At 67.3% G+C, this 18,725-nt stretch carries 19 protein-coding genes; 12 read left to right on the top strand and 7 right to left on the bottom strand.

Annotated features, from left to right (window positions below; all coding sequences use genetic code 11):
* Positions 1-115 precede the first annotated feature (115 nt).
* The gene (locus RBB42_RS08335) at positions 116-937 is read right to left on the bottom strand and encodes an alpha/beta fold hydrolase (RefSeq protein WP_305969465.1); all 822 of its coding nucleotides are present in this window, start codon (positions 935-937) and stop codon (positions 116-118) included.
* A complete protein-coding gene (locus tag RBB42_RS08330) occupies positions 937-1,614 on the bottom strand; it encodes a haloacid dehalogenase type II (protein ID WP_305969464.1) in 678 nt (225 codons plus the stop codon). The genes RBB42_RS08335 and RBB42_RS08330 overlap by 1 nt, the downstream gene beginning before the upstream one ends.
* Before the next feature lie 211 nt (positions 1,615-1,825).
* Between RBB42_RS08330 and RBB42_RS08325 the strand changes: the two genes are divergently transcribed.
* From RBB42_RS08325 to RBB42_RS08285, 9 genes are all read left to right on the top strand, one after another.
* Positions 1,826-2,254 (top strand): FKBP-type peptidyl-prolyl cis-trans isomerase, encoded by a 429-nt coding sequence (locus RBB42_RS08325; RefSeq protein ID WP_305969463.1) that lies wholly within the window; start codon positions 1,826-1,828, stop codon positions 2,252-2,254.
* A 78-nt stretch (positions 2,255-2,332) separates the two neighbouring features.
* A complete protein-coding gene (locus RBB42_RS08320; protein WP_305969462.1) occupies positions 2,333-3,439 on the top strand; it encodes a hypothetical protein in 1,107 nt (368 codons plus the stop codon).
* A 63-nt stretch (positions 3,440-3,502) separates the two neighbouring features.
* Positions 3,503-4,294 (top strand): 3-oxoadipate enol-lactonase, encoded by a 792-nt coding sequence (gene pcaD, locus RBB42_RS08315; protein WP_305969461.1) that lies wholly within the window; start codon positions 3,503-3,505, stop codon positions 4,292-4,294.
* A 1-nt stretch (position 4,295) separates the two neighbouring features.
* Positions 4,296-5,012, top strand: a complete 717-nt coding sequence (locus RBB42_RS08310; RefSeq protein WP_305969460.1) for an alpha/beta fold hydrolase — start codon at positions 4,296-4,298, stop codon at positions 5,010-5,012.
* An 11-nt stretch (positions 5,013-5,023) separates the two neighbouring features.
* On the top strand, positions 5,024-6,355 hold the full coding sequence (locus RBB42_RS08305; protein WP_305969459.1) for a lyase family protein: 1,332 nt from the start codon (positions 5,024-5,026) through the stop codon (positions 6,353-6,355).
* A gap of 113 nt (positions 6,356-6,468) precedes the next feature.
* Complete coding sequence (locus RBB42_RS08300; protein WP_305969458.1) at positions 6,469-7,557, top strand: alcohol dehydrogenase catalytic domain-containing protein; 1,089 nt, start codon at positions 6,469-6,471, stop codon at positions 7,555-7,557.
* A 109-nt stretch (positions 7,558-7,666) separates the two neighbouring features.
* Positions 7,667-8,899: a mandelate racemase/muconate lactonizing enzyme family protein gene (locus RBB42_RS08295; RefSeq protein ID WP_305969457.1), complete on the top strand. Its 1,233-nt coding sequence runs from the start codon at positions 7,667-7,669 to the stop codon at positions 8,897-8,899.
* A gap of 60 nt (positions 8,900-8,959) precedes the next feature.
* Positions 8,960-9,295, top strand: coding sequence for an ArsR/SmtB family transcription factor (locus tag RBB42_RS08290; RefSeq protein ID WP_305969456.1), 336 nt, complete (start codon positions 8,960-8,962; stop codon positions 9,293-9,295).
* Positions 9,282-10,712 carry an amidase gene (locus tag RBB42_RS08285; RefSeq protein ID WP_306043629.1) on the top strand — a complete coding sequence of 477 codons (1,431 nt, stop codon included), beginning with the start codon at positions 9,282-9,284 and terminating at the stop codon, positions 10,710-10,712. Before RBB42_RS08290 ends, RBB42_RS08285 begins: the two co-directional genes overlap by 14 nt.
* Positions 10,713-10,715: 3 nt before the next feature.
* Here RBB42_RS08285 and RBB42_RS08280 read toward each other — a convergent pair whose 3' ends face one another.
* On the bottom strand, positions 10,716-12,617 hold the full coding sequence (locus RBB42_RS08280) for an acyl-CoA synthetase (RefSeq protein ID WP_305969454.1): 1,902 nt from the start codon (positions 12,615-12,617) through the stop codon (positions 10,716-10,718).
* 210 nt (positions 12,618-12,827) lie between these two features.
* On the opposite strand from RBB42_RS08280, the gene RBB42_RS08275 reads away from it, so the two are divergent.
* The 3 genes from RBB42_RS08275 (at position 12,828) to RBB42_RS08265 (ending at position 15,077) form a co-directional block, all read left to right on the top strand.
* Positions 12,828-13,130: a DnaJ family domain-containing protein gene (locus RBB42_RS08275; RefSeq protein WP_305969453.1), complete on the top strand. Its 303-nt coding sequence runs from the start codon at positions 12,828-12,830 to the stop codon at positions 13,128-13,130.
* Between the two features lie 93 nt (positions 13,131-13,223).
* Complete coding sequence (locus RBB42_RS08270; RefSeq protein WP_305969452.1) at positions 13,224-14,417, top strand: class I SAM-dependent methyltransferase; 1,194 nt, start codon at positions 13,224-13,226, stop codon at positions 14,415-14,417.
* A 3-nt stretch (positions 14,418-14,420) separates the two neighbouring features.
* On the top strand, positions 14,421-15,077 hold the full coding sequence (locus tag RBB42_RS08265) for an SOS response-associated peptidase (RefSeq protein WP_305969451.1): 657 nt from the start codon (positions 14,421-14,423) through the stop codon (positions 15,075-15,077).
* A gap of 55 nt (positions 15,078-15,132) precedes the next feature.
* Here RBB42_RS08265 and RBB42_RS08260 read toward each other — a convergent pair whose 3' ends face one another.
* The 4 genes from RBB42_RS08260 to kce form a co-directional block, all read right to left on the bottom strand.
* Entirely contained in the window at positions 15,133-16,209 is a 1,077-nt protein-coding gene (locus RBB42_RS08260; RefSeq protein ID WP_305969450.1) for a methylglyoxal synthase, read from the bottom strand.
* Between the two features lie 3 nt (positions 16,210-16,212).
* A complete protein-coding gene (locus RBB42_RS08255; RefSeq protein ID WP_305969449.1) occupies positions 16,213-17,013 on the bottom strand; it encodes a bifunctional hydroxymethylpyrimidine kinase/phosphomethylpyrimidine kinase in 801 nt (266 codons plus the stop codon).
* 7 nt (positions 17,014-17,020) lie between these two features.
* A complete protein-coding gene (locus tag RBB42_RS08250) occupies positions 17,021-17,716 on the bottom strand; it encodes an SDR family NAD(P)-dependent oxidoreductase (RefSeq protein ID WP_305969448.1) in 696 nt (231 codons plus the stop codon).
* 75 nt (positions 17,717-17,791) lie between these two features.
* Entirely contained in the window at positions 17,792-18,721 is a 930-nt protein-coding gene (gene kce / locus RBB42_RS08245) for a 3,5-dioxohexanoate:acetyl-CoA acetone transferase (RefSeq protein WP_305969447.1), read from the bottom strand.
* Between the last annotated feature and the right edge of the window lie 4 nt (positions 18,722-18,725).

The raw sequence follows: 18,725 nt of genomic DNA, 5'->3' as shown, positions 1-18,725 counted from the left end.
CACGCGCGCCCGGCGCGCCCATGCCGGACCCGGGTTAACGGGTTCTTGCCGCTTTGTACAAAACGCTGGAATCGACGTACAAAACGTACGTTTTGTACAAGATGCGCCTGCCGTTCTAGCGCAGCGCCGCCAGCCATTTCTGCAGGGCTTCCAGCGCCTCCGGCTCGTCGAGAAAGGGGATATGCCCCCGCCCCTTGACCTCGGTGGCGATCATGTCTGGCCGCCGCTGCTGCATCTGGCCAAAACATTCGGGCGTCAGAAGATCGGAGTTCTCCCCGCGCAACGCGCAAAGCGGCAGGCCCTCCAGCGCGTCGAATAGCGGCCAGAGATCCGGCGCGGGCTGCGCGCCTCCGCCCAGCACGGCCTCGCGCAACCGGGGATCATAGGTCAGTTCAAGCCCCTGATCCGTCTCGACAAATAGCCGCGCCGCCTCTTCCATCCAGCGCGCCTCGGGCACGCCGACAAAGCCTGTCATGACCTCGGCGCGCCGCTGAGCCACGTCGGCCAGGGTCTTTTGCGGCGGCTTGCGCCCTAGGTAGCCCTCGATCACCTTCAGCCCCGGCCCGGCGATCTCGGGCCCGATGTCGTTCAGCGCCACGCCCAGCAACCGGTCCTTGGCCGTCGTCGCCAGCACCATCGCGATCAACCCACCGCGCGAAGTGCCTAGAATCGCTGCCTTTTCCAGCCCCAGATGATCCATAAGCTCCAGCGCGTCACGACCCTCGACCGGGATCTGGTAGGTCTCGTGCGGCGCCCAACCCGACTGTCCGCGCCCGCGGTAATCCAGCCGGATCAGCCGCACGCCTTCCAGGTGCGGGGCGACGAAATCGAAATCGCGCCCGTCGCGCGTCAACCCCGCAAGGCAGAGCAGCGGCAGACCCTCCCCCTCGTCGCGGTAGAACAGGGAAACCCCGTCAGAGGACTGGAAACTGGGCATCACACAAGCTCCGGTATCGTGGTCAGGTCGGTCAGGACGTGCTTTGGCTGCGCCATCAGCCGATCCATCGGCAGCCCCATGCGGTTTACCCAGACGGTCTCGAACCCGTAGGCCGCCGCCCCTGCCGCGTCCCAGCCGTTGGACGACACGAACAACACTTCTTCGGGCGCACAGCCGAATTCATCTCCCACGAGGTCATAGACCACGCGGGCCGGTTTGAAGATGCCCACCTGTTCGACCGACAGTACCGCGTGCAGGAATTGCCCGATGCCCGCGCTGTCGACCGCGCCATCCAGCATGTCTCGGTTGCCGTTCGACAGGATCGCGGCCCCCAGGCCCTTTGCCTGCAACTGCGCCAGCATCTTCGGCACCTCCCGGTAGGCCGGCAATTCCCAGTAAAGCGCCAGCAGGCGTTCGCGCAGTTCCATGTCATCGAGACCCGCGCGGTCCATCGCCCAGTCCAGCCCGTCCTTGGTCACTTGCCAGAAGGGAACGTAGTCGCCGGTCACGGCCCGCAGCCAGCTGTATTCCAGCTGTTTCGCGCGCCAGTCGGCGGCCAGTTGCGGCCAGACCTCTGCCAGCGCGGCGCGCCCCGGTTCCTCTGCCGCGACCCGCGCCGCGGCGGCCACGTCGAACAGCGTGCCATAGGCATCGAACACGCAAACCTTGATGGCCATGATCGTCTCCCTTCCCGTAACCAGCGACACCCTGACACGGCCCGAGACGCTGGAAAACCCCGATCCGGGCGCCATTTCCGCGGTTTTGCGCCGTTCTGACCCGACAAGCCGGTTTGCAAACCCGTTCGGGCGCGCGTAGGCTGGGCCAAATCCGAGCACCCGGGACGGACCCGGCCTCACCCAATCACCCCCTGACAGACAGAGGTTCCCCATGACGCAGGTCAAGACCGGCGACACCGTGCGCATTCATTACACCGGCACTCTCACCGATGGCTCTACCTTCGACTCCAGCCAGGGCCGCGACCCGCTGGAATTCACCGTCGGCTCGGGTCAGATCATCCCCGGTCTCGACAAGGCGATCCCGGGCATGGAAGTTGGCGACAAGAAGACCGTCCAGGTTCCCGCCGAGGACGCCTACGGCGACACCAACCCTGAGGCGCGCCAGGACGTGCCGCGCTCCGAGATCCCCGACGACATCCCGCTTGACCTGGGCACCCAGCTGCAGGTGCAGGCACAGGGCGGACAGGTTCTGCCGGTGACCGTCGTCGCCGTGACCGAAGAGGTCGTGACGCTGGACGCCAACCACCCGCTGGCCGGCAAGGACCTGACCTTCGACATCGAACTGGTCGAGATCGCCTGAGCCTTCAGGAAAACATTGCGCCGGGGGCGTTTCCCCCGGCATTCTGGGCCTGTCGTTTTCAACAGACAGGCCCTTTTCATGTCCGCTTTGCTCCGCTTGGTCGCCACTCTCACCTGTTTGACCCTCGCCGCCCCTGCCTGGGCGGGCGAATGGACACGGTTGGAGCCGGACGGATTCGGCGATTGCACCCTTCGGTTCGACGGGGTCATCGAACCCGGCGACCTGATGCGCGCCACCCAGGAGGAGGTGCTGGGCGGCTTCAACGCCCGCATCTGCCTGAACAGCCCCGGCGGCTCGCTGGGGGAGGTGCTGAAATTCCTAGAGGCCGCCAACGGCGACACGGGCGGGTTCTTTTTCGGAACCCGGGTTCAGACGGGCGACGAATGCCTGTCTTCCTGCGCGATCCTCTTCATGTTCGGTCAGGCCTTCGGCGCCAACAGCCCCTATCCCAGCCGCCAGCTGGAACCGGGCGCGCGGCTGGGCTTCCACTCTCCCTTCATCCGCGACGGCGCCAACCCCGCCGCCTCTGACGCCGAGGTCTTTCGCGTGGCGCTTCAGGTCGCAAAGCTGCTGGCCGACAGTTCCTACAAGGCACTCACTGCCTCGGGCCCGGCGCTGCCGCCCGAACTGCTGGCCATCGTCCTGGGTACGCCCTCGGCCGACATGCGCTATGTCGACACGATTGCCGAGGCCAAGCTGATGGACATCGAATTGACCGAAGATCTGGAATACAGCAGCGTCTTTCCCGACACCCGCGCGAGTTTCGACCAGATCTATCGCCGCATCTGCATCAGCACGCATACGCTGACCTACCGCCAGCATTTCGTGCGCGAAGGCTATGACTTTGCCGATCTGGTCGCCCGCACAGCGGACCCGGCCTACCTGGGCGCCGACTACGTCGTTCATGTCAGGGATCGCGAACCGGCCCAGGACGGCAGCCCCGAACGCCGCCGCGCCCTGCTGACCGGGCCAAGCTACAGCGTCCCCGGCTGGTTCAGCGCCGGCGCGCAGCAGTATTGCCGCATCGACCTGTCGGTCGAACCGGCGCCCGGCGGGCTGCGCGTGATCTCCTATTCCGTGGATTTCGGCGCCGCCATCAGTGCCGACCTCACCCGTATCCCCGAATGGCGGGGCGAAGTGCAGGTCACGCGTGGCGGCCTGCGCCCGCTGGACACCCGGTACTGAGCGCGCCCCCTTCCGGTCCCCTGCCCCACGCGCTAAACCATGCGCCAAAGGGAGGCACGACCCATGCAGATGGCTCAATTCGGCGATCTTCGCCTGCACTACAGCGTCACCGGACCGGACGACGGCACGCCCGTCGTCTTCGCCAACTCGCTTGGCACGGATTTCCGGCTCTGGGACGAGGTGCTGCCGCTCTTGCCCGCCGGCCTGCGCATCCTGCGCTATGACAAGCGCGGGCACGGGCTGTCGGATACGCCTGCCGGCCCCTACAGCATGGGCGCACTCATCACCGACGTGGAACGGCTGATGGATCACACGGGCTTTTCCAACGCGATCTTCGTCGGCCTGTCGATCGGTGGCATGATCGCCCAAGGGCTTGCGGCCAAGCGGCTCGACCTGGTGCGCGCGATGGTGTTGTCGAACACCGCCGCCAAGATCGGCACCCGCGACATGTGGGCAGACCGGATCGAGGCGGTCAAGACCGGCGGGCTGGACAGTATTGTCGGCCCGACGATGGATCGCTGGTTCTCGAAACCCTTTCACGACGCCGCAGAGTTCCCCGGCTGGCGCAACATGTTCCTGCGCACTCCCGCAGAGGGCTGGACCGGCTGTGCCGCCGCCATCGCGGGCACGGACTTTCTGTCATCGACCAGCGGCTTGCGCCTGCCCACGCTGGCCATCGCCGGGTCCGAAGACGGATCGACCCCGCCCGACCTTGTGTTCGAAACCGCCGACCTGATCCCCGGTGCGCAAAAGGAACTGATCCGGGGCGCCGGCCATCTGCCCTGTGTCGAAAAACCGGATGAATACGCCGCCCTCCTGTCCGCCTTCCTCAGGGCGCAGGGCGCGACGGGCTGACGTGGCGCGCTTTCTGCTGATCCACGGCGCCTCGCACGGGGCATGGTGCTGGCGCGACGTGCTGCCCGCGCTGGAGGCACATGGGCATCAGGTCGGGGCCATAGACCTGCCCTCTCACGGCGCGGACAAGACCCCGGTGGGCGAGGTCACGCTGGAACTCTACGCGGAAACGATCATCCGCCACCTGACCGAACCCACGATCCTTGTCGGTCATTCGATGGCCGGTTTCCCGATCACCCGCGCAGCCGAGCTGGCACCAGACAACATCGCGCGCCTCGTCTACCTTTGCGCGCACACGCCCTGGCCCGGCAAGACCATGTCCGAGATGCGCTTTCTCGGTTCTACGCAGCCGCTCGTCGCCGCCATCCGCGTCTCGGACGACGGGCTGTCCCACACGTTCGACCCGGCAATGGCCCCCGATCTTTTCTACCAGGACTGCCCGCCAGAAACGGTGGATTTTGCCCTGCCCCGCTTCACCCCGCAGGCGCAGGCCCCGGGCCAGACCGTGGTCGAGCTGACCGCCAATTCTCAGGACAAGCCGCGCAGCTACATCCTCTGCCGCCAGGACGGTGCGATCCCGCCCGACCTGCAGGACAAGCTCGCCGCCCGTTTCGCGCCCGACGAGGTCTACGAACTGGACAGCGGCCATTCGCCCTTTTTCTCCATGCCCGGACGGCTGGCCGACCTGCTCGACCGGATCGCCGCCAAGACCCCCTGACAGGACACCCCATGCCCGCAACGCCCTTTGACAGCGCCCACCTGCACCGCCTCTTTCCCACCGGCGAGACCGCGCGCCTGTTGTCCGACAGTGCCGAGATCCGCGCCATGATGCTGGTCGAGGCCGCGCTGGCACAGGCGCAGGCGGCACAAGGGGCGATCCCCGAAACCGCCGCCGCCGCGATCCAGCGCGCCAGCCTCGAATGCCAGATCGACCCGGCCCAACTGGCGGAGGCCACGGGCCAGAACGGCGTCACCACGCCTGCCTTCGTCGCGGCCTTTCGGCAGGCGATGAATGCCCCGGAACACGCGCAATACCTGCACTGGGGCGCCACCTCGCAGGACATCCAGGACACCGGGCTGATGCTGCGCCTGCGCCAGGCCCTGACCCAGCAGGAAGAGCGCCTGCGCGCCACGCTGACCGCGCTGGCCCGGCTGGCCGATGCTCATGCCGAGACACCGATGGCCGCCCGCACTTATGGCCAGCACGCCACGCCCACCAGTTTTGGCGCACAGGCCGCCGCCTGGGGCTGGCCCCTGATCGCGGCGCTGGAGGCCCTGCCCGCCCTGCGCGCCAGCGCCCTGCGCGTCTCGCTGTCCGGTGCCGCCGGCACCGCCTCGGCCCTTGGACCCGATCCGGCCGCCCTGCGCGCAGAGATGGCGGACAAGCTGGGCCTGGCCGACCCCGGCCACGGTTGGCACAGCGACCGCACCCCGATCCTGACCATCGCCGACTGGTTCACCCGTACCGCGCTTGCCTTCGGCAAACTGGGAGAGGACCTGGTACTCGCCACGCAAAGCGGCATTGCCGAGGTCCGTCTTGGCGGCTCCGGCGCCTCCTCGACCATGCCGCAGAAACAGAACCCGGTGGCGCCCTCTGCCCTGGTCGCGCTGGCGCGCCACGCTCAGGGTCTGAACGCCACGCTTCAGGGGGCGGCCCTGCATCGCCAGCAACGCGACGGCGCGGCATGGTTCACAGAATGGCTCTGCCTGCCGCAACTTGTGCTCTCCGCCGCAGCCGCGGCGACGCAGGCGCAATCCCTGGCAGAGCGCCTCAGCCCAGATGCGGCGGCGATGAGGGCGACACTGGATGCCACCGGCGGTCTGCTCATGGCCGAAGCGCTGTCCTTTGCGCTGGCCCGAACCATGCCCCGGCCCGAGGCACAGGCCGCCTCCAAGGCACTGTGCACGCAGGCACGCGATAGCGACCAGCCACTGGAAGAGATCGCCCGCGCCGCGCACCCCGACCTGCCCGCGGAACTGTTCGATCCGGTGCACCAGATGGGCACCGCACCCGCCGACGCCCGCGCCTTTGCCGCCAGGGTCGGCAGCCTGAAGACCTGACGCAACCTGTCGTCGCGTCATGCAACACAACCGACCCCGGTAATGTCGTTTTCGGAACAGCGGCCCGCTTGTCTACCCGCGCACCTTGCCCGCAACTTACCGGGGAGAAACCCATGACACGCATCCGCGCGGCGGTCTGCACCGCCTTCGACGCCCCCCTGCAGATCGAGGAACTCGACCTCCGCGCCCCCGGCGCCGGAGAGATCGAGGTCACGCTGGAGGCCGTTGCTATCTGCCATTCCGATATTTCCTATGCCACCGGCGCCTGGGGCGGCGCACTTCCGGCGGTCTACGGCCATGAGGCCGCAGGCCGCATCACCGCCCTGGGCGACGGCATCAGCGGCCTGCAGACCGGCGACCGTGTCGTCGTCACGCTGATCCGCGCCTGCGGCACCTGCCCCACCTGCGCCTCGGGTCGTCCGACCATCTGTATCGGTGATCGCGACACCGCACCCGCCCTCACCCGGCCCGATGGCACAGAGGTGATGTCGGCCATGTTCTGTGGTGCCTTTGCCGAAAAGGTCGTCGTCGATCAAAGCCAGGTCGTCGTCCTGCCCGACGACATGCCACCAGAGGCCGTCTGCCTGCTCGCCTGCGGCGTGATCACCGGTATCGGCGCGGTCATCAATGCCGGCAAGATGCGCCCGGGCGACGACGTGGTTGTCATCGGCGCAGGCGGCGTCGGCCTGAACGCGATACAGGGCGCGCATATCGGCGGCGCCCGCCGCATCGTCGCCGTCGACATGAGCGAAGAGAAACTGGAGATCGCCCGAGCCTTCGGCGCCACGGACGGGATCCTTGCCACGCAGGACGCGCCCTGGGAGGCGGCCCATACCGCGTTGGGCCGGGGCGCCGACGTGGTTGCCGTGACCGTGGGCGCGATCCCCGCCTACGAACAGGCCATGCGCTACCTCGGCTGGGGCGGTCGCATGGTGATGATCGGGATGCCGCATTCCGGCGCGATGGCCACCTACGAACCTGTCGTGCCCGCCTTCATGGGCCAGCAGATGGTCGGCTCGAAAATGGGCGACGTGGTGATCCAGCGCGACATCCCCTGGATGGCCGACCTCTACCGGCAGGGACGCCTGAAGCTCGATGAACTGGTGTCTGGACGCTGGCGGCTCGACCAGATCAACGAGGCCATCGCGGACACGATGACCGGCGGCGCCCGCCGCAACGTCATCCTGTTCGACAGCCATTGACCCCGGCCCCGCACGCGCTGTTTCTTTGGGCCGAAAATACTCTCGGGGGAGTCGACCGAAGGAAGACGGGGGCAGAGCCCCCATCCCCCGCAAGCCACAGGGACAGGCCATGAAACTCCAGGACCTTGACGTGATCATCACCGCGCCCCCCGCACCGGGGTGGGGTGGGCGCTATTGGATCCTCGTCAAGCTGACCACCGACAACGGCATCACCGGCTGGGGCGAATGCTATGCCGCCTCGGTCGGGCCGGAGGCGATGCGCGCGGTGATCGCCGATGTCTTTGCCCGCTATTTCGAGGGCGAAAACCCCGAGAACATCGAGCGCATGTTCCGCCGCACCTATTCCTCGGGCTTTACCCAGCGCCCCGACCTGACCGTCATGGGCGCCTTTTCCGGTCTGGAAATCGCCTGCTGGGACATCCTGGGCAAGGCGCGGGACAGGCCGGTCTGGGCGCTGATCGGCGGCATGATGAACGAACGGGTGCGCGCCTATACATATCTCTACCCGCTGCCGCGGCACCGGATGGACGACTTCTGGACCTCGCCCGAGCTGGCGGCTGAATCGGCCCTCGACTGTGTCGAGCGCGGTTATACGGCGGTGAAGTTCGATCCCGCAGGCCCTTACACGATGCGCGGTGGGCACCAGCCGGGCATGCGCGACATCGCCATGTCCGTCGCCTTCTGCAAGGCCATCCGCGAGGCGGTGGGCGACCGGGCGGACCTGCTGTTCGGCACCCACGGCCAGTTCACCACCGCGGGTGCCATCCGCCTGGGACAGGCGATCGAGCCCTACCTGCCGCTCTGGTTCGAAGAGCCGGTGCCACCGGACAACCTGCTGGAGTTCGCCGAGGTGGCCCGCGCGGTGCGCGTGCCCGTCGCCACCGGCGAACGCCTGACCACACGCGCCGAATTCGCCACATTGCTGCGCAGCGGCGGGGCGAAAATCCTGCAACCGGCGCTTGGCCGCGCCGGCGGCATCTGGGAGATGCGCAAGCTGGCCGCGATGGCCGAGACTTTCAACGCGGAAATGGCGCCGCATCTCTATGCCGGTCCGATCGAATGGGCGGCCAACATCCAGCTTGCGGTTTCCATCCCCAACCTGCTGCTCGCCGAAACCATCGAGACCCCCTTCCACGCCGCGCTCATCAAGAACACGATAACGCTCGACAACGGTTTCGTCCCCGCGCCCACCGCGCCTGGCCTGGGCATCGAGGTGGACGAGGACCTGGCCCGCGCGCATCCCTATACCGGCGGCGATCTGCACCTGCAGATGCAGGACGCGCCCTGCGATTACGCCCTTGGCAATGCCTTCCAGGGCGGCGCGCCGCCCCTGACAGACTGATGATCTGGTCTTTCCCGAGCGGCGAGCTATATTGGAGCAACCGATCAAGACGCGAGTCACATGGAAGACCAGACGAAACTGCCGCCTCCGCCGGAGGAAATGCAAACCAATGCCCAGCACGCCGCGGCCTTTCTAAAGACGCTGGCACATGAAGGGCGGCTGATGATCCTCTGCCATCTCGGGTCGAGCGAGAAATCGGTTGGTGAACTGGAAGTCCTGCTGGGAATCCGACAGGCGGCGGTCAGCCAGATGCTGGCCCGCCTGCGCGAAGAAGGCCTTGTGAAGACCCGGCGCGACGGCAAGACGATCTACTACAGCCTTGCCGACGAAAACACGAGCCGGGTGATCGGCCTTCTCTACGACATTTTCTGTGAACAGCCCGATGGTGACTGCTGATCCCGGCTTTTCCGGCCCCGAGCTTTGCCGCCTGACCGCCTGCGAGGCGGTCGATCTGTTGAAACGTGGCGAGGTCAGCCCGAGCGAGTTGCTGGACGCCAGCCTGACCCGGATCGAACAGACGTCGCCGGCGATCAATGCCCTCGTGACCCCCTGCCCAGAGCGCGCCCGCGAGGCCGCCATAGAGGCGACGGCCACCAGCCTGCTGGGAGGTCTGCCCATCGGGATCAAGGACCTGACCCCGGTCGCCGGGGTACGCACGACTTTCGGCACGCCCGGCCTTGCGGATTTCGTTCCCAAAGCGTCGGACCCGCTGGTCACGCGCCTTGAATCCCGCGGCGCCGTGGTGGTGGGCAAGACGAACACGCCCGAAATGGGCGCCGGCGCCAATACCTTCAACCCGGTCTTCGGCGCCACCCGCAACCCCTGGGACACCACCATGAATGCGGGCGGTTCCTCCGGCGGGGCTGCGGCCGGTCTGGCTGCGGGCGAAGTCTGGCTCAGCCAGGGCTCGGACCTGGGCGGCAGCCTGCGCACGCCCGCCAGCTTTTGCGGGATCGTCGGCCTGCGGCCCTCGCCCGGTATCGTCGCCAGCCCGGGCGGTGACGGGTTCAACCCCTTCGGCGTCGAGGGTCCGATGGCGCGCACGGTCGAGGACTGCGCGCTCTTGCTTGATGCGCTGAGCGGGTTCGACCCGGTTTCGCCGATCTCTTTCCCGCCCGCCGCCGGGGGCTACCTGGACAACTGCCGCCGCGATCCCGGTCCGGTCCGCATCGGCTTTGCGCCGGATCTTGGCGGGCTGGCCCCGGTCGAACCGGAGATGGCCCAGATCCTTGCCGCCGCACTCACCCGATTGCAGGCACCCGACGTGGAAATCGTCGAGGAGACACCCGACCTGCCCGGGATCGAGAGTACCTTCCGCACCTTCCGCGCGCTTGGCATGTGGACCGGCTATCGCGCCACGCCCGAGGCGATCACCTCGCGCTACAAACCCACCCTGAAGGCAAACATCGCCCAGGGCGGCAAGCTGACGGTAGATAAAATCGCCGATGCCAACCTGGCCCGCGCCCGCCTGTACGAGACGATGCGCCAGTATCTCGAACGGGTCGATGTGCTGGCCTGCCCGGTGACCGGCATCGGGCCGCTTCCGGTCGAGAGCGAGTACCCGCCGGAAATCGCCGGCGTTGCCAGTACGGATTACCTCGATTGGCTGCGCTTTGCCTTCCTCGCCACGCTCTGTGGACTGCCTGCGATGTCGCTGCCCGTGGGCCGCGATGCGCGCGGGTTGCCGGTGGGCCTGCAACTGATCGGCCCACCACGGGGCGAGGCGCGGCTTTTGCAGATCGCCCGACGGCTGGAGCAGGCCATCGAGGTCGGCGGTACACCGATCGACCCCGTGGTGACCCACACCGCCTGACGGTCAGACCGCAGTCGCCGTACCCTGCCCGGCCTTCTCCCAGGGCCGGGTAAAGCCGCCCAGGACCTCGCCGATCTGCGCCTCGTCGGCACCGTTGGGCGCGACCTGCGCGACCAATCCCCGGCTCTTGTCGTCGATCACCGAGACGACACGCGCGGCACAGCCCGCCTTTTCCAGCGCGCCGTTGTAGACCCGGGTGATCGCGTGTTTGCGCAGGTCGGGCTTGAACACCTTGCCCACGGCGGTCTTGGGCAGTTCCGGCAGGATTGTCATGTGCTTGGGGTGGGCGGCGCGCTCATGCACGTGCACGCGCGCATGCTCCAGCAGTTCCGCCTCTGTCACCTCGGCCCCGTCCACCAGTTCGACAAAGGCACAGGGCAATTCGCCGGAATGCGAGTCAGGCTGACCGATGGCACCGGCAAACGCAACCGCCGGATGCGCCAGCAGCGCCTCCTCGATCTCGGCCGGGTCGATGTTGTGGCCGCCGCGAATGATCAGGTCCTTGGCCCGCCCGGTGATCCACAGGTAGCCATCCGCGTCCTTGCGGCCCAGGTCGCCGGTGCGCAAATGGGTGCCATAGTGGAACAGGTCGACGTTCTTGGCCGCCTCGGTATAGGTCTTGCCGGCATAAACCCCGGGGTTCGACACGCAGATCTCTCCGATCTCGTCCACCTCGCATTCCACCGGTTCGCCATGCGCCACCTTGATGATCCGCACATCCGTGTAGGGGAAGGGGATCCCGACCGATCCCACCTTCTTGGCCCCGTCGGGCGGGTTCACCGCCACCAGGCAGGTTGCCTCGGTCAGGCCATACCCCTCGCAGACCGTGACGCCGCAGGCGCTTTCGAACCGCTTGAACAGTTCCAACGGCATCGGTGCGGACCCGGAAAAAGCGGTCTTGATGCTGGTGATGTCGGCATCCACCTTGCGCTGCATAAGCGCCGAAACGGCGGTGGGCACGGTGATGACAAAGGTCGTCTTCCAGCGCGCGCAGAGCTTCCAGAAGTTGTCCATGACTCCGTCGCCGCGATAGCCCGCAGGCGTGGGGAACACCACATGCGCGCCGGAAAAGACCATCGCCATCAGGATGACGTGACAGGCAAAGACATGGAACAGCGGCAGCGGGCACATCACGCTGTCTTCCTCGGTGAACAGCAGCCTGTCACCCAGCCAGCCGTTGTACAACATCCCCTCGTAGGTGTGCTGCGCCACCTTGGGCATACCCGTGGTGCCGCCGGTATGGAAATAGGCCGCAACCCGGTTGCCGGCGCTGTCGGCAAAGCCCAGCGTCTTGGCGTGCTTGGCCAATTCCTTGCGGAAATCCTTGACGTCAGCGTGATGGTTGCCGGGGTTCCTGGGCCGCACCAGCGGCACGATCCAGCTTTTGGGCGGGGTCAGGTAGCGGTTCAGGTCGACCTCCAGCACCGTGTGCACATGCGGCGCATTGCGCACCGCCTCGGCCATCTTCTGGGCGATGTCGGTCTTGGGAAAGGCCTTGAGCGTGACCACCACCTTGGCATCGGTTTCCCGCAGGATGGCGGCGATCTGTTCGGCTTCCAGCAACGGGTTGATCGGGTTCACGATCCCCGCGACGGCACCGCCCAGCAGGGTCGAGATGGTCTCGTTGCAGTTCGGCAGTACATAGGCGACCACGTCGTTCTCGCCGATGCCCAGGCTGCGGAACAGGTTGGCGGCCTGGGCCGTCTGGTCACGCAGCTGCGACCAGCTCAGCGTTTCCGCCTTGTCCTGCGGGCCGGACAGCAACTGGTAGCTGACCGCCGGCCGCGACGGAAACCGGTCGGCGGTGCGCGACAGCTGTCCCCAGAGCGTCGGCGGGATGTCCCGCTCCGCCCAGGGCATCTCTGCCTCGATTGCGTTGCGATCCTCTACGCCCGCGTAGGTCATCTCGGCCACTCCTCCCCAAAGTGTTTTCGTTGCCGCGCAGTGTGTGAGGCTTTGACGCCCCGCGCAAGAGTGGCCGACGCAGCGGCAGTTCAACGGTGACGCCGCGTTCCGCGAAAAAGGTTAACGGATGGTTAGAATTGCCGCGATAGTCCGGCGCCCTGCCGGCCTGGACCACTTTGCCGGACCTCAGTTTGGGGGTAACATCGCCGCATGGACCACCCGCTGATCGACCTCATCAATTCCCGCATTGCCGCTGCGGAACGCGACGGCGCATTCGACAACCTCGCAGGTGCGGGGCGCCCGCTGCCGCGCTGCGATGATCCGGATGGCGCGGTCATGACCCGCATCCTCAAGGAAAATGGCGCCGTGCCGGAGGCCGTCTCGCTGACCCGCGACCTGGCCCACCTGCGCGAAACCCTGCGCGACACCGCCGACCGTGACGCACGGGCCCTTTTGATCCGCGAAATCGCGCTCTTGGAAACCCGGCTGGAAATCGCCCGGCGCCGCGGCTGAGGCGTCTTTCGCCGCTGCGCGCCCGGTCATATCCGGGCTTGTTCCCGGCGCGCCTTTTGGGCAAACCCTTGTCCCTAGGTCACGGAGGCGCGCATGGTATCGGTCAAGGAACAGTACGAAAGCTATCCCTACCCGGAAAGGCGCCCGGAGGATGAGAAAAAGCGGCTGATCACCGGCTCTCCCTCGCACCCGCTTGAAATCGACCACTACCTGTTCGGCGGCCAGCGCGACTGGTCGCAACCGCTCCGCGTACTGGTGGCCGGGGGCGGCACCGGCGACGCGCTGATCCAGATCGCCCAGATGATGACCAGCGCGCGCGCGCCCTACGAAATCACCTATGTCGATCTCTCCACCGCCTCGCGCGAGATTGCCGAGGCACGGGCCAAGGCGCGCGGCCTGACCGGCATCACCTTCGTCACCGGCAGCCTGCTGGACGCCGCAGAGCTTGGGCAGTTCGACTACATCGACTGCTGCGGCGTGCTGCACCACCTGCCCGACCCGGACGCGGGCTTTGCCGCGCTGCGCGCCGCCGTGGCGCCGGGGGGCGGGATGGGTTTCATGGTCTATGCCCCCTATGGCCGCTCCGGGATCTACCAGCTGCAAGAGGCCTTTGGCGCGCTCTTCGACGGCATGGCCCCGCAGGCACGTCTGGCCAAGGCAAAGAAGATCGTCGGCGGGCTGCACAAGGGGCACCCCTTTGCCGCCAACATCAACGTCACCGACCACGAACAAAGCGACGCGGGTTTCTACGATCTGCTGCTGCACGGGCAGGATACGCCTTTCGACATTCCCCGGCTGATGCAGACCCTCGACAACACCGGCTGGAAGCTGCAGGCGCTGCTGCAACCCGGGCTGTATGATCTCGCCCGCATCACCGAGCGCCCCAAGGGCATGGACGACGCGACCGCGATGGCCCAGGCCGAGAAACTGCGCGGCACGTTGAAGAAACACCTGGGCTACCTTGTTCCCGCGGACGAGGACCGCCCCATCGCCCGCGGCGCGCGCCAGAGCCTGATCCCGCGCTCGCCCACCAGCGACATGCGCCGTCCCGCCCAGGCGATTGCACAGGGCCGCCCGCTGCCCATCACGCTGAAGGAGGCGGACGTGCAGATCCGCCTGCCGCGCGAATGCGCGCCGCTCATGGCCGCCATCGACAATCGCCGCAGCATCGCCCAGATCCAGCAGGTCTCCAAGCTTGACCCGCTACGCTTTGCCGACCTCTGGGGTCGGCTGGAACGCGAGCTGACCGCCTGGGGGCTGCTGCATTACTCGCGCTTCGGGCTCTAGGCGATGTGCGGGCGGTTCGCGGTCACCCTGCCCCCGGACGCGATGGCGCAGCTGTTCGACGCAGTGCCCGCCAACGACCTGCCAGAGGTGCCCAACTACAACATCTGCCCGACCAACGACATCCACGTCGTCATGGAAGAGGCCGGTCGGCGGCTGGTTTCGATGCGCTGGGGGTTCCTGCCGCATTGGTACAAGGCCCCCAACGGTGGCCCGCTGCTGATCAATGCGCGGGCAGAGACGATCGCCGAGAAACCCGCCTTCAAGGCAGCCTGCCGCGAGCGTCGCTGCCTGATTCCCTGCACTGGGTTCTATGAATGGACAAAGGACGCCGAGGGAAACCGGCTGCCCTGGTACATCCATCCCTCGGGCGAAGGTCCGCTGGTCTTTGCCGGTGTCTGGCAGGACTGGGAACGCGACGGGCTGGCCTATCGAACCTGCGCCATCGTCACCTGCGGCGCCAGTACGGCCATGTCAAAGATCCATCACCGGATGCCCGTGGTGCTGGACCCGCAGGACTGGGCCAAATGGCTGGGCGAAGAGGGGCATGGCGCCGCGACCTTGATGCGGCCCGCGCCAAAGGACGCGCTGGAGTTCTACCGGGTCGACCCCGCGGTGAATTCGAACCGTGCCAGCGGCCCCGATTTGATCGAGCCGATCTGAGTACCAAGCTCCGGCCACCGGCGCCCCGGGTGTGTCTTGCAGTGTCGTATTCCGGTCACGAAACCGCGGCCGACAGCAGCGCGGCAGCCAGCATGTCCGCCGCCGAGGTGCTGAGCGCCAGCGGCACGTCATGCAGCATGGCAAGCCGGGTCAGCGCCTGCAGATCGGCGTCGCCGCCATGCGGGACCGTCGGGTCGGCGAAAAAGATCGCCGCATCCAGCTCTCCGGTCGCCACAAGGGCGCCCAGTTGCTGATCGCCACCCCGGTCGCCGCGTTGCAGGCGCCGGATGTCCAGTTCCGGCGCCAGGTCATGCAGCATCCGGCCCGTCCCGCCGGTACAGATCAGACGATGCCCCGAAAGCGCCGCCCGGTGCCGCAGCACCCAGGCGCGCAGTTGCGCCTTGCGCGTGTCGTGCGCCACCAGCGCCAGGCGGCGCGGTGCCGTGGACACGGCCCGCGCCCGCGCCGTGATCGCAAGGATCGACCGAACCTGCGCCGCGAACCCCTGGCTTTCCGCCGGGAACACGCCCGACAGCGCCGCCGTACCCACGGTGAACCCCGCCGCGCCCGCCTGCGCGCAGGCGGCCACGCGCGCCTCGCTGTCGATACTGCCCGCCATGATGACCGGCTTGCCCACCGCCCCGCAAACAGAGGTCATCAGCCCCTGCACTTCGCCATCGAAGCGGTAGGCCAGCAGATCCAGCCCATGCACATGCTCATGATCCGCCAGCCGCCGCGCGGAGGTGACGATATCCTCGGCCGGGCCTTCCAGTACGCTCGGATGGCCGGTGATCCGACCGGGAAAGGGATAGTAGCGCAGCGGATGGTTGCGCGTGACCTCGGTCACCTCCTGCGCACGGGTTCCGCCCAACAGGCAGTCCACGTCGATTTCCACCGCGGCCCGGGCCGAGGCCAGCTCGCTTTCCGCATCCAGGCTGACAACCTCCAGGTAGGACCGCCCGCCTGCGCTGCGGATCGCCGCCGCCAGCCCCTTGAGTTCCGACAACGGCAGGCCGACGTCCTTGAAACCGATGTGGCGCACGCCCCCTTCCAGCGCCTCTTCCAGCCGCGCGCGGGCATCGGGGATGGTGCGGTCATTTGCGGTCAGCATCAGGATGAAATCGAAGGCCATCGGTCAGATCTCCGTCGGGGTCAGTGGGGCGGCCCGGGTCCAGTTCGGGGCCGCCGGGACGATACGCAGGTGCTGCGCGTGCAGGCTTGCGTCGATCAGGGCCGACAGATGCCCCAGGGCATGACCGGGTGAAAGGCCGCCCGCCACCAAGGCCGAGAACACGTCCCCCACACCATGCGGCACAGCCTTGCGCAGCGCCACCGGAAAGACCTGCGCGCCGTCCGGCGTGACCCGCAACAATCCGGTGGTTCCGGGCCCCACGGGTGCGGAAGTCAACAGAACCTCGCCCACAGGGTCCAACAGCATCGACGCGGCGGCCCTCGCCTCTTTCAGTCCTTCGACCGGGGCGTCCGTCAGCCAGCCCAGTTCGAACAGGTTGGGCGTCAGCCCATCGGCCAGTGGCACAAGCTCGTCGCGCAGGGCACAGGCGACCTCCTGCGACACATAGAGCCCCCCGGGCAAGTCGCCCAGAACCGGATCAACCACGACGCGCATGCCCGCCGCCCGCATCCGGCGGGCAAGATCAACCGCAAGGGCCACATGCTCGGACGACGGCATGTAGCCCAGCAACAGGGCGTCCTGCGCCATCAACCAGCCGTTTGCATCCAGCGCCTCGATCATGCCCCGGATCTGGGCACCGGGCACGGGCGCCCCGGCCACATGCGGCCAGCCGGGGTGGTTCGACAGGACCGTCGTCGGCAGTTGCGTCACCTCGTGACCCAGCGCCTGCAACGCGGGCGCCGCCGCCGAGAGGCCGACATGGCCATGCGCGACCCAGCTGGACAGGATCAGGACCCGCGTCATGACCCTTTCAGAACCGTTCGACCCAAGGACGCAGGCTCAGTTCATGCGACCAGGCGCTGCGGTCCTGTTCGATCAGGTGGCGATAGCTGCGGGCGATCGCCTCGGGGCGCAGCATGGAAGAAGGCGCCTCGTCGGGTTCGCTGCGGCCCGGGTTCAGGATCGCCCCGTCGATGTTGATCCAGGCGACGTGAATGCCTTTCGGGTGCAACTCGCGCGCCATGCTTTCGGCCAGACCCCGCTGGGCGAACTTGCCCATCGCAAAGGGCGCCGATTTGGGAAACCCCTTTACCCCCGCCGAGGCGCCGGTGAAGAGGATCGTGCCGCGCGCGCCCGCCACCGGGTCCGCCTCCAGCATCCGGCGCGCCGCGTGTTTGCCTGTCAGGAAGGCGCCGATTGCGGTCACCTCGACCGCCGCGCGCACCTCGTCCGCGTCGAGTTCCGCCACCGGGCCGCGCACCCGGGCCGACGGGTTGTAGATCACGACCCGGGGCACCGCCGGCAGGTCGTCGAACAACCGTGCCACGTCGTGTTCGTCCGTGGCATCCAGCAGGACGCGGCGGGCGCGGGTCTCTTCGGCCACGGCGCGCATTTTTTCGCCGCCGCGCGCGGCGAGCGTCAGCGCGTGGTCCCGCGACAGTTCCCGCGCCAGGGCTGCCGACAGCCCCTCGCCCGCGCCGATGATCACCGCATGTGCCTTCGTCATTCCGTTCCCCTCACGCCGTCCCGGCGGATCCAGCCTAGTGCCAATCGCCCGACGCTCCAAGCCGCGCCCGTGCCTTCAGAAGCCAACCTTGTCGGCGCCTTTCAAGGCCAGCATCTCGCGCGCCTCGTCCGGGCTGGCCAGTTCCAGGCCCAACCCCTCGACGATCTGGCGTGCCCTGCCGACCTGCTCGGCGTTGGTTTTCGCCAGCACCCCGGGGCCAAGCCAGAGCGAATCCTCCAGCCCCACCCGGATATTTCCGCCCATCGCCGCGGCCATCGCGGCAATCGGCAGCTGGTTCTTCCCCGCGCCCAGCACGGACCAGCGGTACTGGTCACCGAACAGCCGATCGGCGGTGCGTTTCATGTGCTGCACGTCGTCAGGGTGCGCCCCAATCCCACCCATCAGGCCAAAGACGGTCTGGATGAACAGCGGCGGTTTCACCAGCCCCTCGTCCAGGAAATACCGCAGGTTGTAGAGGTGCGAGGTATCGTAACACTCGAACTCGAACCGCGTGCCGGAGGCACCAAGGGTGGTCAGGATGTACTCGATCTGGCCGAAACTGTTGTTGAAGATGATGTCCTTGTTGCCGACGTAATCGCGCTCCCACTGGTGGGTCAGATCCGGAAAGCGTTTCAGCATCGGGAAAAGGCCGAAATTCATGCTGCCCATGTTCAACGAGGCGACCTCGGGGCGGTGGGTTTCCGCCGGGCCCACCCGTTCCTGCACGCTCATGGTCGGCGCGCCGCCGGTGGTGATGTTCACCACGCAGTCCGATGCCTGCTTGATGACGCCCAGGAAGGGCGCGAAGGCCTCCGGGGTCTGGTCAGGGCGCCCGTCCTGCGGATCACGGGCATGCAGGTGAACGATGGCGGCCCCGGCCCTGGCCGCGCCGATGGCCGCCTCGGCGATCTCTGACGGCGTGACCGGCAGGTGTTCGGACATCGACGGCGTGTGAATGGCGCCGGTGACGGCACAGGTGACGATCACCTTGCGAGGCTTGGCCATGGGG

It is taken from the genome of Mameliella sp. MMSF_3455, from assembly GCF_030733205.1.
Lineage (GTDB): Bacteria > Pseudomonadota > Alphaproteobacteria > Rhodobacterales > Rhodobacteraceae > Antarctobacter.
The sequence above is the reverse complement of the archived record's forward strand: the minus strand, read 5'-3'. Positions and strand labels throughout refer to the sequence as shown.

Coding starts and splice junctions, on each gene's coding strand:
- RBB42_RS08280 (WP_305969454.1), bottom strand. CDS start 12,617: ATGACCTACGCGGGCGTAGAGGATCGCAACGCAATCGAGGCAGAGATG.
- RBB42_RS08305 (WP_305969459.1), top strand. CDS start 5,024: ATGCCCGCAACGCCCTTTGACAGCGCCCACCTGCACCGCCTCTTTCCC.
- kce (WP_305969447.1), bottom strand. CDS start 18,721: ATGGCCAAGCCTCGCAAGGTGATCGTCACCTGTGCCGTCACCGGCGCC.
- RBB42_RS08265 (WP_305969451.1), top strand. CDS start 14,421: ATGTGCGGGCGGTTCGCGGTCACCCTGCCCCCGGACGCGATGGCGCAG.
- RBB42_RS08325 (WP_305969463.1), top strand. CDS start 1,826: ATGACGCAGGTCAAGACCGGCGACACCGTGCGCATTCATTACACCGGC.
- RBB42_RS08250 (WP_305969448.1), bottom strand. CDS start 17,716: ATGACGAAGGCACATGCGGTGATCATCGGCGCGGGCGAGGGGCTGTCG.
- RBB42_RS08260 (WP_305969450.1), bottom strand. CDS start 16,209: ATGGCCTTCGATTTCATCCTGATGCTGACCGCAAATGACCGCACCATC.
- RBB42_RS08285 (WP_306043629.1), top strand. CDS start 9,282: ATGGTGACTGCTGATCCCGGCTTTTCCGGCCCCGAGCTTTGCCGCCTG.
- RBB42_RS08295 (WP_305969457.1), top strand. CDS start 7,667: ATGAAACTCCAGGACCTTGACGTGATCATCACCGCGCCCCCCGCACCG.
- RBB42_RS08300 (WP_305969458.1), top strand. CDS start 6,469: ATGACACGCATCCGCGCGGCGGTCTGCACCGCCTTCGACGCCCCCCTG.
- RBB42_RS08330 (WP_305969464.1), bottom strand. CDS start 1,614: ATGGCCATCAAGGTTTGCGTGTTCGATGCCTATGGCACGCTGTTCGAC.
- RBB42_RS08255 (WP_305969449.1), bottom strand. CDS start 17,013: ATGACGCGGGTCCTGATCCTGTCCAGCTGGGTCGCGCATGGCCATGTC.
- RBB42_RS08270 (WP_305969452.1), top strand. CDS start 13,224: ATGGTATCGGTCAAGGAACAGTACGAAAGCTATCCCTACCCGGAAAGG.
- RBB42_RS08320 (WP_305969462.1), top strand. CDS start 2,333: ATGTCCGCTTTGCTCCGCTTGGTCGCCACTCTCACCTGTTTGACCCTC.
- RBB42_RS08290 (WP_305969456.1), top strand. CDS start 8,960: ATGGAAGACCAGACGAAACTGCCGCCTCCGCCGGAGGAAATGCAAACC.
- pcaD (WP_305969461.1), top strand. CDS start 3,503: ATGCAGATGGCTCAATTCGGCGATCTTCGCCTGCACTACAGCGTCACC.
- RBB42_RS08275 (WP_305969453.1), top strand. CDS start 12,828: ATGGACCACCCGCTGATCGACCTCATCAATTCCCGCATTGCCGCTGCG.
- RBB42_RS08335 (WP_305969465.1), bottom strand. CDS start 937: ATGCCCAGTTTCCAGTCCTCTGACGGGGTTTCCCTGTTCTACCGCGAC.